Genomic DNA, 13,735 nt, shown 5'->3' with positions numbered 1-13,735 from the left:
TCATGCCACTCTCTGAGCACGAGCAAAGACTGCTTGACCAATTGGAGCAGCAGTTGCACGCGGAAGATCCTAAGTTTGCCAATGCTCTGGCATCGGACCCGGTCCGTTCGCTTTCCACCCGTCACATTGTGATCGGCGTCCTCGTCTTGATCGTCGGCATTCTAGTCTTATTGGGTGGCGTTGCCGTCTCCCAAAATACTGTTGCGGCCGGGATCGTGGTGGGAGTCTTGGGGTTCCTCATCATGGGCGCAGGCGTGTACTTTGCTACGTCTCGACCCAAGTTCACGAGCCAACCCACACCCGGGGTCAAAACGGCCTCGAAACAAAAGAGTGGTTTCATGAACAATCTTGAAGAACGCTGGGAAGAGCGCCGCCGCGAACAGTGATTTCTTAGAGCGCAAGACGGCGCTGATAAGTTCGGGGTGGGCTCAGGGCCTCATCGAGCTTGAACATTTTTCCAGCGCGTCCGGATGGATCAGCCATTCGAGATTCCCTTGGTGGACGGGCGTGGACGGTGGCTGGACGTGGATGGCATATTAGCCATGTAAGCTCCCCTGCAGTTGTCCGAGCGTCGCTGGTGTAGCGATCAAAATTTTAGAAATCGAAGTCTCGCGCTCAATCAGAGTCGCTGTTTTAGGCCCCAGTCCCGGGCCTTTTTGTGTTTAAGGACGTTATTTCAAAGACGTAGCGGCAAAATACAAACGATTGAACTCACCACGTCTGCGCTAAAACGGCGTGAGGTGCCGCAGAAGTAACCAGAGTCCTCCACTTTCCCCCACGGTGTTCCAGAGGAAGCCCTTGATCGGGGGATTAGTGGGTGTGTTTGCTGCCATCCTCGTGATTTGAAGCGAACCGAACGTGGTTCTGCCAGCGTAAAAGCGCTACATGAAAAATATCCCTCCACTATCCAATTGCTAAAACTTCCCTGAATTGGCAACGAATTCTGGCCGACACGCCTGACGATGACGCTCCTGTGTCATTGACGGTGGAGGATTGTGGAGTAATGTGGAGCGCATAAGCGGGAAAAGGTGACATTCGGCATTAATGGACTCAACAACTGAGGCGGTGGGGCATGTTTCTTGGAACACACTCCCCGCGTCTTGATGAGAAGGGCCGGATTATCCTTCCTGCCAAGTTCCGGGAGGAACTTGCTGGCGGGCTTGTCCTAACCAAGGGGCAAGAGCACTGCATTTACGTTTTTAGTGCCAGGGAGTTTGAGAAGGTCCACGCGGACATGGTCGGTGCGCCCATGCAAAATCGACAAGCTCGCGACTACGGCCGAATCCTTCTTTCGGGGGCGTCAGATGAGGTTCCTGACAAGCAGGGACGAGTAACCATTCCGCCCACGTTGCGGGCTTATGCAGGACTTGACCGTGAGTTGGTGGTGATCGGCGCAGGCAACCGTGCCGAGATTTGGGACGCCGCAGCTTGGAGTGAGTATTTGATACAGCAGGAAAAGGCTTTTGCGGAAATGGATGAGGATTCCGTTCCGGGAGCCGTGCAGTAAAAGCAACACAACAGTTTCAGAGCGGAATTACCACGTGGGTTACGTCCTTTTGGATGAGATCTCCAGCCGCCCGTCAGTGTCAATCCTGGCTTCCCTTCCCCGGAGCCAGGCTGGACATGGATCGGCGCGGAGGGGGATCTGATTCAACAAGATTCGAACCATACCTCGCTTGAGTGAAAGATCCACCCAGTAATCGGCACTAGTCGTTTGATCCAAGGAAATGGAGGCGTGATGACGTCGGAGAATTCCACGCCACCCACGTCCGAGCGCCACACTCCGGTGCTGAAAGATCGGTGCATCAATCTTCTAGCCCCTGCCTTTGATGCGGCACGCCAGAGCGGGCGGGCACCCATTGTCATTGATGCCACGCTGGGGATGGGCGGACACAGCGAGGCGATGCTAGAACGCAATCCCGATTTGCGCCTTGTGGGTATTGACAGAGACACCGAGGCGCTAGGGCTTGCTGGAGAACGGCTTGCCCGCTTTGCCACACGCGCCAGCTTGGTTCATGCAGTGTATGACGAGATTCCGAGCGTGCTTAGCGAGCTCGGGATTGCAAAAGTTGATGGCATCTTGATGGACTTAGGTGTTTCCTCTTTGCAACTTGACGAGCGTGAACGTGGATTTGCCTATTCATTTGATGCGCCGCTGGATATGCGCATGGACACAAGTCGCGGTGCTACTGCCGCCGACGTCGTCAATGGATATTCCGAAGAAGAACTGGTGCGGATCATCCGTAAATGGGGCGAGGAGAAATTTGCTGGCCGCATAGCCAACCATATTGTGGCTGCGCGGGATCGTGCCCCGATCACACACACGGGCGAACTCGTGGAGATCATCCGCAACGTGGTTCCGGCTAGTGCTGCGCGCACTGGTGGACACCCTGCCAAACGTACGTTCCAAGCGCTACGAATCGAAGTCAACGAAGAATTGAATGTGCTTGAACGCGCCGTCCCCGCAGCAGTGGAGGCCCTGGTTCTCCACGGACGGGCAGTGGTCATGTCGTATCACTCGCTCGAAGACAAAATAGTCAAAGGCGTCTTTGCCGCGGGCTCGCGTTCTAGTGCGCCGGCTGGCTTCCCCGTGGAGCTTGAAGAGCACAAAGCAACCTTGAAGCGCTTGACCAAGGGAACTGAAACGCCGACAGCGCAAGAAATAGCGGAGAACCCCAGGGCTGCCTCGGCTCGGTTGCGGGCAGTGGAAAAAGTGAGAGTCAGGAGCGGGCTGTGAGTAGTTTTTTCCCCGGTGGTGCACAGGACATTGTGGGCAATACCGCACGGAAGTTGGTCCCTGTTGCCCCGGATAAGTCCGGCAACCCAACGTCGGCGCCAGACTCTGCAGACTCCAAGGCACGAACACCGCTGTCCTTGGTGGTCACCGTGCCCCGGCGCAATTGGAAGCCCTTGATAGTTTTGGTGCTGCTGCTGGCATCCGCTGCACTAGCGGCAGTGTTGGTCATGAGCGTTTCACTTTCGCAGGGACAGTACAAGCTGGTGGATTTGAAGACGGCACAAAGCAATTTGGAGAAGTCCAACCAGGCACTCGAACTTGACCTGAGTGCGCAACGCGCACCACAAAGTCTTGTCAGCCGCGCCACGGGCATGGGCATGGTGCCGGCAGCCTCGACAGGACAAATTGATGTCCGCAGCCAAAAGGTTTCCGGCAATCCACTGCCCGCAACCTTAGATACCAAGGGATTGGTCTCCATCCCGGCCGCTGACGTCAACAAGTCCAAAGATCAAGCTGGCGCGTCGCCGCTGAGTCCCGCGGCGAAGGACTCGGGCGGGACAACGGCTCCTGGTCAGAGCACTCCAGGGAAAGAGATGGCCCCAATAGTTCCGGCTGCGCCGGAGCCTGCGGCTCCAGATCTCAACGGAGGCACCATCCCGGCACCGGCCCAAAAGGGCAGCTAAGGTGTGAACATCGTCGGAGTCCAGCAGGGCCCCCGTCGCTGAGGCAGCACGACAAACTGGCAGCAAGGACACGCAGTGGCACACAATTCTCCGCACACGGCACAAGGTGCAGCTGCGCGTCTGGCTGACAAAATTGGGCGCGGCCGGATGCGAATCGGCTTCACGCTCATGCTGGTATTCCTGCTGGTCATTGCTGGCAAGCTCGTCATGATTCAAGGCCTCGACGTCGGAAACATGGCTGAAGCCGCAGAAACTCAGCGAACTGTCGTGCAAAAACTTCCGGCTGTGCGCGGGAAGATAGTTGATTCCAACGGCCATGTTTTGGCAGAGAGCATCATCCGCTACGACATCACTGTTTCCCAGATCAATAGTGCCCTTTATCCACAGTACAAGCACCGTGATGCTATTTCTGGCGACGTGGAATCATTTACTCGCGAACAAGGACTGATGAAGCTTGCCACGGTTCTTGGCTTACCGTTTGAGCAGGTGAAGGCGAACGCCACCGGGGAAAAGGCTTTCAACTATATTGTTCGCGATGTTAGCCCTGCCATGGAAAGTCAGGTCGCGGCGCTGGGTGTGCCGGGAATTTACTCGGAGCCGCAGACCAAAAGGGTGTATCCGATGGGTTCCGTGGGTGGACCAATCGTTGGATTCCTTGGATCCGATGGCAAAGGATTGGCTGGCATCGAACAGACGTTCAATGAGAAGTTGACCGGTACCGATGGCTCCAGGACGTACCAAGCAGGCAAGAACGGAATAATTATTCCCACGGCGCCGGTGAAAACAGTGCCATCGGTGGACGGAGCGAGCGTCACCCTGACCATAAATCAGGATATTCAGTATTACGCTCAGCAAGCGGCGCAGCAGCAAAAAGAACAGTACAGCGCCCAGTGGGTGAGTATCACAGTGCTGGAATCGAAGACGGGTAAACTCGCGGCCGTCGCTGACAGTGATTCCTATAATCCCAACGATCCCGGTGCCTCGGCGACCAAAGACATCGGTTCACGCACGGTGAGCTCCATTGTCGAACCGGGTTCCACGGATAAAACCATCACAGCTTCGGCTGTCATGGCGGAGGGTCTGGCTACGCCCTTGAGTCAGTTCCTGGTTCCGCCAACGTTGAGCATCGACGGTCAGACGTTCTCGGATGCTTTCGTCCACGGCACCGAGAAGCGGACCTTGGCTGGCATCATTTCGGACTCTATGAACACCGGAACGGTCCTGGCGGGCTCCAAGCTCACGCCCGAACAGCGATATAACTGGTTCCACAAGTTCGGGGTCGGCCAAAAGACCGGGATTGAGTTACCGGGCGAAAGTCCCGGCATTCTTGCCCCGTGGCAGAAGTGGGACGGACGACAGCAGTACACTGTGCTATTTGGCCAGGGCGTAGCCCAGACACCTCTGCAAACAGCATTCGTGTTTCAGACTGTGGCTAACAATGGCACCAGGCTTAAGCCCCAAATCGTCGATTCCTTCACCGCTGCGGACGGCAGTGTCGAAAAAGTCCAGCAGGCCGCTGGGATTGAGGTGCTAGACAATAAGACCGCCCAAGACATGCGCGACATGCTCGAAGGCGTGGTGACTATGGCGGATTACAAGGTAGTCAACGTACCCGGTTACCGCGTGGGTGGTAAGACAGGGACAGCGGAAGCACCAGCTGACAACGGGGTGGGCTTTGACGGCTATACGTCCTCGTTCATCGGCATGGCCCCCATGGAAGACCCCCAATACGTGGTAGCAATCACTGTTCAACGGCCGCAGGGCAGCATTTACGGAGTTACCCAGGGGTATACGTTTAATCAGGTGATGGGACAGGTTCTGCGGACTTTTGACGTTCCTCCGTCCACCACTCCCAGCGTCATGCTGCCCAAGTTCTATGAATAGCCTTAGGCAGCCCAACACAACATGAAAGACATCCATCACGTGGAACAGCCCCCTTCCGGCCAGGCGCCAGCTCCTCTCCGGGGAATCGCGACGATGCGGCCCACACACGTAAATCCGGTGACACTGAAACGTGTTGCTGCTATTGCCGGTGCCCGTGGATTAGCGGCCAGCGTTGAGCAAACGGTGCGTGGAGTGACTTCGGACTCCCGCAGCGTGGTGCCGGGGGATCTCTACATAGCCCTACCGGGGGCGCACGTCCATGGGCACCAATTTGGGGCTGCGGCGGCTACTGCCGGTGCCGTCGCCATTTTGACGGACGACGCCGGCGCCCAAGCTTTGGCGAAGCACGTCGACCTGCCGGTCTTGAGCTGCCCGGATCCTCGTGGTGTCGCCGGCGAGATCGCAGCGTTGGTCTACGGTACGGCTGCGAACACAGGACTTGGTGGAGTGGAGCTGTTTGCCGTGACGGGCACCAATGGCAAAACCACTACGACTTACTTCTTGAATTCGCTGTTACGGGCGCTTGGCAATTCCACTGGTCTGATTGGCACCATCGAGATTCTGGCCGGGGATGAGCCTATCCCGAGTAAGCTGACCACCCCCGAGTCCACCGATGTCCATGCATTGCTCGCTGTCATGGCGGAGCGTGGCTTGGACGCGGCCTCCATGGAAGTCTCCTCCCATGCGCTGGCCTTTGGCAGAGTCGACGGAGTCGTCTTTGATGTGGCAGGGTTTACGAATCTTACCCAGGACCACCTGGACCTGCACGGGGACATGGAAGCCTATTTTGCCACCAAGGCCGAACTCTTCACCCCCGCGCACTCCCGGGCTGCCGTCGTCACCATCGATGACCTCTGGGGCCGGGAAATGGCTGCGAAGGCCACGATTCCCGTTTCTACTCTGCTGACTGCAGAGAAGGGCGCGATGGGTTCGCCCGGCGCAACGCCAGAGTTTTCGGGCGCTGATTGGAAGGTGCGTGGAACGCGGCGCCAGGGTATCGGATCAGCTTTTGAGCTGCACGGCCGCGGCATGGTCTTGCGCGTTCAAACAGGGCTGCCTGGAGGATTCAATGTTTCCAACGCGGCCTTAGCGCTTGCAATGGTGGCTGATGCCTTGCTGGACAACACTCCTACACTCGACGACGCCCAGGTGGCAGCCAGGCTCCAAGACGCTCTGGATCGAGATGACCCGTTCACTGTAGATGTGCCCGGACGCATGCAACTGGTCGGCACAGCACCCGTGGCCGTGGTGGATTTTGCCCACAACCCTGACGCGCTGGAACGTGCATTGGATGCTGTTCGCTCTCCCGTTGAAGGATCCCGTGTCATCGTTGTCTTTGGCGCAACCGGGGAACGTGATCAAAGTAAACGGCCCATTATGGGGGCGATCGCGGCACTACATGCTGACGTGGTGTTGGTCACCGATGATGATCCGCATGATGAGGACCCGGCAGCAATCCGTGCCGGCGTATTGGCGGGGGCGCTTGAGGCCCGCGAACGGAACGGGCTCTCCACTGTTATTGAGGAAAGCACCAGCCGCGCCAAGGCCATCGGGCGGGCTGTGGAGCTGGCCGGCGCTGCGGATACCATCTTGGTGGCCGGACGCGGACATGAGATCTTTCAGGAGGTACGCGGCGTGAACATCTCCCTCGACGACAGGGTCGAATTGCGGGCCGCACTCGCTCACCATGGATTCCCCGTCACCAATGCCGGCACGATAAGGTCTTAAACTGACATGATTGAATTTTCAGCGGCCCAGCTGGCCGCCATTTGTAATGGCCGACTCGCCGATGGTACCGACCCAAATCTACTCATCGACGTGGCGTTGACGTCCACTGACTCTAGAGACGTCGCACCAGGAAGTCTGTACGTGGCAAAATCTGGTGAAAACCTGGACGGCCATGATTTTCTAGAGGCAGCGTTTACCGCTGGTGCGGTACTGGCCTTAAGCGAACGCGATGTGCCTCTGCCAGCCGGGGTGGGCGTTTTCCCGGCCGTAGTCGTTGTCGACGCCGTTCTTGCTATGGGGATGATCGCGGCAGAGGTGGTGCGCCGAATTCGGGAGCATTCCCCGCTTTCTGTTATCGCAATTACTGGTTCGGCAGGGAAGACCACCACCAAAGACTTGTTGGCAGGAATCTTGGCCACCGTGGGGGAAACCGTCTCACCTGTTGGATCCTATAACGGTGAAGTGGGCGTTCCCCTGACGGTATTCCGGGCTGTGGAGAGCACCCGGTATCTGGTGATTGAAATGGGCGCAACGAAGATCGGCAATATTCGCTATCTGTGCTCGATCGTCAATCCGGACGTTGGCGTTGTGCTTTGCGTGGGCACGGCTCATGCAGGTGAATTTGGCTCCATCGCTAACATTGCTATGGCCAAAGGCGAGCTGGTGGAGGCACTATCCGCAGCCGGTACCGCCATCTTGAACTACGACGACGCCCGTGTGCGGTCAATGGCTAGCCGTACTCAAGCGCCTGTGATGTTCTTTAGTAGCGCGGAGGCAAGTGAAGATACTCATGGAGGGCCGGCCGTCGTCGTCAACGCCAGCAACGTACGCACCACGGATGGGCGGCCATCCTTCGGTCTGTTGTTTCAGGGGGAGACCGAAGCCCTTCCGGTTCACAGTCAGTTATTGGGGTTGCACCACGTGACGAATCTGCTAGCTGCTGCCGCAGCCGCCAACGCAGTGGGTGTCCCTGCCGCCACAATTGCCGCGTCCTTGAACGCACAGGGCCCAGCGAGTCGATACCGTATGGAACTCACCGACCGGCCCGATGGTGTCACGATCATCAATGACGCCTACAACGCCAATCCCGAATCTATGCGGGCAGCCCTGCGAACGCTGGCAGAACTAGGTGGCAGCGGAGCGCGGCGGACCTGGGCCGTACTGGGGGAGATGCGTGAACTTGGTGAAGACTCCGTCTTAGAACACGACGCCGTAGGCCGGGTAGCCGTGAGGTTGAACATCTCCCGGCTGATAGTGGTGGGAACTCCTGCTCGGGCAATGCATGTGGGCGCTGTTATGGAAGGTTCTTGGGGCAACGAGTCAATGTTTGTTGCTGATATGGACGCGGCACATCAGATCCTCAAACAGGAACTCGGGGCAGGAGATGTGGTGCTGGTGAAGTCTTCAAATGGCGCTGGTCTGCGTTTTCTCGGGGACCAACTGGTAGATGATCGGATAGCATTATTCACGAACGTCACAGAAACACCCTTAGATTTACAGACCGAACACGGTAACCCGACAGGGTCTAACTCAGGCGAAAGGAACCAGCAGTCTTGATCACATTACTTATTGGTACCGGCCTTGCCCTGTCCTTTGCCATGGTCGGTACGCCGTTGTTCATCCGGTTCCTGGTGAAAAAAGGATATGGGCAGATTGTCCGAGAAGACGGCCCGACCACTCACCAGGTTAAGCGCGGCACACCCACCATGGGTGGCACCGTGGTGGTGGGGGCGGTCGTTGCCGCCTACTTCATCACGCACCTGATCATTTGGCTTATCAACCCCGCATCAGGGGGGCCGACGGCCTCTGGGCTGTTGATGATCTTCCTGATGGTTGGTCAAGGCCTTGTTGGCTTCCTGGATGATTTCTTGAAGATCTCCAACCAGCGCAGCCTGGGCTTGGATGCTAAGGGGAAGCTTGCGGGTCAAGCTGTTGTGGGAATTGCTTTTGCCGTCATGGCTTTAGGTTTCCCAGATAGTCAGGGTAGAACACCTGCCAGCACGTTCATATCCTTTGCCAGAGATATTCCCACACTCAACCTTGCCTTTGCTGGTGCCGGGTTGGGCGTAGTTCTCTTCGTGCTCTGGTCCAATCTGATCATTGCCGGTGCCACCAATGGCGTGAACCTAACGGATGGCTTGGACGGGTTGGCTACCGGTGCGGCGATCCTTGTCTTCGGCGCCTACACTCTCATTGGATTGTGGCAGTCAAGTCAGGGCTGTGGATCCCGTAAAGTTCCCTCAGAGACCGTCTGTTATGAAGTTCGGGATCCGTTGGATTTGTCCCTGCTTTCAGTCATCATGTTTGCAGCGCTGATCGGTTTTCTGTGGTGGAACACTTCCCCGGCAAAGATTTTCATGGGCGACACCGGATCGTTGGCGATCGGGGGAGCCATTGCAGGCTTCGCAATCTTGTCCCGCACAGAAATCCTGTTGTTTATCATCGGTGGGCTGTTTGTACTCATCACACTTTCGGTCATCATTCAAGTGGGATTCTTCAAGCTTTCCAAGGGTAAACGGGTATTTTTGATGGCCCCGTTACAGCACCACTTTGAACTTAAAGGTTGGGCTGAAGTGACGGTCGTGGTGAGATTCTGGATCTTAGGCGGCTTGATGGTGGCCGTGGGACTGGGCGCGTTCTACGCGGAATGGATTGTCCGATTGTGAGAGACGAGCCAAGGCGTAGTTCTGATCGTCTGTCGGCTCTCACAAGCTGGGATGCCGATTGGGCAGGCCTGAAAGTAGTTGTGACTGGGATCACTAAGACGGGGTTCTCGGTAGCTGACACCTTGGCCGAGCTGGGTGCCCGTGTGGTGGTTGTGGCCGGATCCGATGACGAGGATTCCCGCCGTGCCGCCGACACCCTCAAGATTGTGGGAGTTACCGAGGTGATCCTTGGTCAGGACACTTCTACTCTGCTGCCGTTGGTTGATGGGGAACAGGCAGAGCTGGTGGTGACAAGTCCCGGATATCGGCCCTCGCACCCTCTCCTTCTCAGTGCCGCGGATGCGGACATTCCCATCTGGGGGGACGTGGAGCTGGCCTGGCGCGTGCAGGTCAAGGCGGGCCGCAAGACGGCGAAGTGGTTGACAATCACCGGCACCAACGGGAAAACCACCACCACCACCATGGTGGAAGGGATGCTTCAGGCTGCCGGGCTGCGCGCGATCGCTGTGGGGAACATCGGGACGCCTATCCTTGACGCGGTGCGTGACCCTGAAGGCTACGACGTTCTGGCGGTGGAGCTTTCTTCTTTTCAATTGCACTGGTCTGATTCCCTGGAGCCGTTGGCAAGTGTTTGTCTGAACTTGGCAGAAGATCATGTGGACTGGCATGGCAGCTTTGCCGCGTATGCCGCCGATAAAGCAAAGGTCTACGCCCATACTAAGTCGGTGTGCGTCTACAACGCGGAACAGATCGAAACGGAACGTATGGTCCAAGACGCCGACGTTCAAGAAGGGTGCCGTGCCGTTGGCTTCACCACGGGACTGCCGGCCATCAGCATGATCGGTGTGGTCGAAGGGTTGATCGTGGACAGGGCCTTCATCGCCGAGCGTGCGGACTCCGCCGTCGAACTGGCTCATTGTAGCGACATCTCCGAACTAGTGCCTCGACACCTTGTGGCCAATGCGGCTGCGGCGGCAGCGTTGGTGCGGGCCGCCGGACTCACACCCGAAGATGTCCGGAACGGGCTTCGCGCTTATTCAGACGGGGATCACAGAATTGCGCCGGTTGCCACCATCGACGGCGTGCTTTGGGTCAATGACTCGAAAGCGACCAACCCACATGCTGCGTCGGCGTCTTTGTCCGCCTTCAACCCCGTTATCTGGATCGCTGGGGGTTTGTCCAAGGGAGTGGAGTACGACGCACTAGTTCAAACGCATGCCGCGAGGCTGAAAGCTGTCGTGATCATCGGCGCTGAGAGTTCCGCCTTGGCCGGTGCCCTGCTCCGACACGCCCCAAAGGTCCCGCTCATCCACCTCGAGGGGGGCCAGACTGGCAGTGGAGATGCGGTTATGGCGGCGGCTGTGGCGGCTTCGGCGGAGATTGCGGAATCAGGAGACACTGTCCTGATGGCCCCAGCCTCCGCTTCCATGGATCAGTTTTCCTCTTACGCGCATCGTGGGGAATCGTTCATCAACGCGGTGCGGGAGTTGTTGGATCGACGGGCGAGCGCCAATAAGGAGTCATAATGGCCAGGACGCCTGCACTGCCAGGACAAACCGCTAAGGCCCAGGCCAAGGCGTCAAAAACCGTGCCGACATTAAAGCGGCCACAGGCCATGACACTAAAGACGACCGTTCGCGAGCCCAAACGCAGTGCCCCTGCCCAAGATCACGTGTCAGGGAGTCGGCTCTCCCGCCTTCGCCGCAATCTCAATGAGCGAGCGGGCCTGCCGGGAGTCCACTACTACTGGATCATTGGTGCCACGGTGGCTCTGACCAGCATCGGTCTCATCACGGTGCTTTCTGCCTCAGCCGCCGAATCGATTTCGGCAGGACAAGATCCCTATTTTTTGTTCATCAAGGAATCACTGTTTGCCGTATTCGGGCTGGTGCTGATGATGGCGCTTTCCTTTGTGCCGCCGTCGGGCCTGAAAAAGCTTGCATGGCCGGTGCTTGGCCTTGCCCTGATCTTGCTGGTGCTCGTTTTTAGTCCTCTGGGGAAAGAGGTGGGCGGAAACAGGAATTGGATCAACCTGGGCGAGTCGTTTAGTTTTCAGCCTTCCGAAGCCGCGAAATTGGCTATGGCGCTATGGATGGGGCTGGTGCTTTCGCGCAAAGGCCGGCTCGTGGCGAACTGGCGCCACACACTGCTCCCCGTGGTGCCCGTGGGCGTCGTTTTGATTGGACTGATCTTGCTGGGCCACGACCTTGGCACGGCGGTAATTGCCATGGCAGTTCTTGGGGCTGGGCTGTTCTTTGGTGGCGGGAGCAAGCGGGTCCTGCTGACAGCCATAGGCGGCGGTGTGGGTGCCGCAGTCTTACTCGCTGCCTTCAGCGGCAATAGGACAGCAAGGCTCTCTGCCTGGTTAGGTAATTGCAATGATGGACAGGACCTCTGTGACCAAGCTCAAAATGGGCTGTACGCATTAGCGTCTGGTGGCTGGTTTGGAGTGGGCCTGGGACAGAGCCGACAAAAATGGAGTTGGATTCCCGAGGCGCACAACGACTTCATTTTTGCGATTATTGGGGAAGAACTGGGACTGCTAGGAACCTTGGTCATCATTGGTCTATATAGCGTCCTAGCGTTTGCCATATTCCGAGTAGTCATGCGGCGCAACGACACCTTCGCCCGCGTGGTGTGTGGTTCCATCCTCACCTGGATCATTGGTCAGGCATTCGTCAACATCGCCATGGTGGTCGGGATTCTGCCCGTCATCGGAGTCCCTTTGCCCCTAATCTCCTACGGTGGTAGTGCGCTGGTAGTGACCCTGGCCGCCTTAGGTGTGGTGCTTTCATTTGCCCGTACCTCACCACAGAATGATCCCGACGTAGAAAGTACTTCGATAAACCCATGAGGAATGTGAGGAACAACGTTCCCGGACCCCGTAGCGCTCAGTCCCTTTCGGTGGTGTTGGCCGGTGGTGGATCCGCTGGCCATCTCAGCCCGCTGCTGGCCATTGCAGCGTCTATCCGAGCTAGTGAGCCAGGTGCTTCGATTGTGGCTGTTGGTACGGCGGACGGGCTGGAAACCAAGCTAGTGCCGGAAGCCGGTTTTGAGTTGGAAACCATTGCTCGGATTCCCCTTCCCCGCAAGCCGTCCATGGATCTGATCCGGCTGCCCATACGCATGCAGCGGGCGGTGGCGGATGCTAAGAAGATTTTGAACGCTCACGGGGCACACGTGCTGGTGGGAGTAGGTGGCTACGTGTGCACGCCCATGTATTTGGCGGCCAAATCGTTGGGTATCCCGATAGTTATCCACGAGGCGAATACCAAAGCGGGTCTGGCTAACAAGTTGGGAGCCCGTTTCACGAGCTACGTGGGGACAGCGTTTGCGGCCACTCAGATCCGCAACGCCCAGTTGGTGGGCATGCCCATGCGGGCAGCTATTGCCGGATTGGATAGAACTAGCGCCCGCGACGGAGCAAGGCAACGACTTGGCCTTGACGCGCACAGGCCAGTGCTGATTGTTACCGGAGGCTCGCTAGGGGCAGTACGACTGAACAGGGCAGTAGCCGGAGCCTTGGATGATATTGCCTTCGCGGGAATTCAAACCCTGCACATCACCGGGATCGGCAAGGCGCTGACCACGGACGACGGCGCCAAACTTGCCTCCCCGCTGTACCGCCAAGTTGAGTACGTGGATGCCATGGAAGACGTTTACGCGGCAGCTGACGTGCTGCTATGCCGTTCAGGGGCTGGAACGGTCTCCGAGGTAGCCGCCGTCGGACTTCCAGCGGTGTTCGTTCCGCTACCCGTGGGCAATGGTGAGCAGGCCCGCAATGCAGAGCAACTCGTGGCCGCTAATGCGGCACTACTGGTCCAAGACGCGACGTTGGACGCCGCCTGGATACGAGACACCGTTGTCCCACTGGCCAAAGATCCCCAACGTCTCGCGGAGATGTCCGCGCGAGCAGCCAAGCTAGGTATTAGAGACGCCGCCACACGTATGGCGGAGATGGTTTTTGTGGCAAGTGGAAAGTGAAATAAATACAGTGACTGACACAGTTGGCCCCACGCCCTATGTGGCGCCTACCC

11 protein-coding genes are annotated in these 13,735 nt (G+C 57.8%); all 11 read left to right on the top strand.

Going from position 1 to position 13,735, the window contains the following annotated elements; translation table 11 throughout:
• Nucleotides 1–2 precede the first annotated feature (2 nt).
• The 11 genes from LOH53_RS12290 to murG all read left to right on the top strand — a co-directional run bounded on the left by LOH53_RS12290 (nt 3) and on the right by murG (nt 13,682).
• Entirely contained in the window at nt 3–386 is a 384-nt protein-coding gene (locus tag LOH53_RS12290; RefSeq protein ID WP_230068035.1) for a DUF3040 domain-containing protein, read from the top strand.
• A 686-nt stretch (nt 387–1,072) separates the two neighbouring features.
• Nucleotides 1,073–1,507: a division/cell wall cluster transcriptional repressor MraZ gene (gene mraZ / locus LOH53_RS12285; protein ID WP_230068034.1), complete on the top strand. Its 435-nt coding sequence runs from the start codon at nt 1,073–1,075 to the stop codon at nt 1,505–1,507.
• A 231-nt stretch (nt 1,508–1,738) separates the two neighbouring features.
• Nucleotides 1,739–2,737 carry a 16S rRNA (cytosine(1402)-N(4))-methyltransferase RsmH gene (rsmH, locus tag LOH53_RS12280; protein ID WP_230068033.1) on the top strand — a complete coding sequence of 333 codons (999 nt, stop codon included), beginning with the start codon at nt 1,739–1,741 and terminating at the stop codon, nt 2,735–2,737.
• On the top strand, nt 2,734–3,420 hold the full coding sequence (locus LOH53_RS12275; RefSeq protein WP_230068032.1) for a hypothetical protein: 687 nt from the start codon (nt 2,734–2,736) through the stop codon (nt 3,418–3,420). The genes rsmH and LOH53_RS12275 overlap by 4 nt, the downstream gene beginning before the upstream one ends.
• A gap of 75 nt (nt 3,421–3,495) precedes the next feature.
• Nucleotides 3,496–5,304, top strand: a complete 1,809-nt coding sequence (locus tag LOH53_RS12270) for a peptidoglycan D,D-transpeptidase FtsI family protein (RefSeq protein WP_326832783.1) — start codon at nt 3,496–3,498, stop codon at nt 5,302–5,304.
• 21 nt (nt 5,305–5,325) lie between these two features.
• Complete coding sequence (locus LOH53_RS12265; protein ID WP_230068031.1) at nt 5,326–7,032, top strand: UDP-N-acetylmuramoyl-L-alanyl-D-glutamate--2,6-diaminopimelate ligase; 1,707 nt, start codon at nt 5,326–5,328, stop codon at nt 7,030–7,032.
• 6 nt (nt 7,033–7,038) lie between these two features.
• The gene (locus LOH53_RS12260) at nt 7,039–8,589 is read left to right on the top strand and encodes a UDP-N-acetylmuramoyl-tripeptide--D-alanyl-D-alanine ligase (protein ID WP_230068030.1); all 1,551 of its coding nucleotides are present in this window, start codon (nt 7,039–7,041) and stop codon (nt 8,587–8,589) included.
• On the top strand, nt 8,586–9,698 hold the full coding sequence (mraY, locus tag LOH53_RS12255; protein ID WP_230068029.1) for a phospho-N-acetylmuramoyl-pentapeptide-transferase: 1,113 nt from the start codon (nt 8,586–8,588) through the stop codon (nt 9,696–9,698). The genes LOH53_RS12260 and mraY overlap by 4 nt, the downstream gene beginning before the upstream one ends.
• Nucleotides 9,680–11,224, top strand: a complete 1,545-nt coding sequence (murD, locus tag LOH53_RS12250) for a UDP-N-acetylmuramoyl-L-alanine--D-glutamate ligase (RefSeq protein ID WP_230068028.1) — start codon at nt 9,680–9,682, stop codon at nt 11,222–11,224. Before mraY ends, murD begins: the two co-directional genes overlap by 19 nt.
• Entirely contained in the window at nt 11,224–12,552 is a 1,329-nt protein-coding gene (gene ftsW / locus LOH53_RS12245) for a putative lipid II flippase FtsW (protein WP_230068027.1), read from the top strand. The genes murD and ftsW overlap by 1 nt, the downstream gene beginning before the upstream one ends.
• A complete protein-coding gene (murG, locus tag LOH53_RS12240; RefSeq protein WP_230068026.1) occupies nt 12,549–13,682 on the top strand; it encodes an undecaprenyldiphospho-muramoylpentapeptide beta-N-acetylglucosaminyltransferase in 1,134 nt (377 codons plus the stop codon). Before ftsW ends, murG begins: the two co-directional genes overlap by 4 nt.
• Nucleotides 13,683–13,735: the final 53 nt, after the last annotated feature.

It is taken from the genome of Arthrobacter cryoconiti (assembly GCF_020905375.1).
Lineage (GTDB): Bacteria > Actinomycetota > Actinomycetes > Actinomycetales > Micrococcaceae > Specibacter > Specibacter cryoconiti.
The sequence above is the reverse complement of the archived record's forward strand: the minus strand, read 5'-3'. Positions and strand labels throughout refer to the sequence as shown.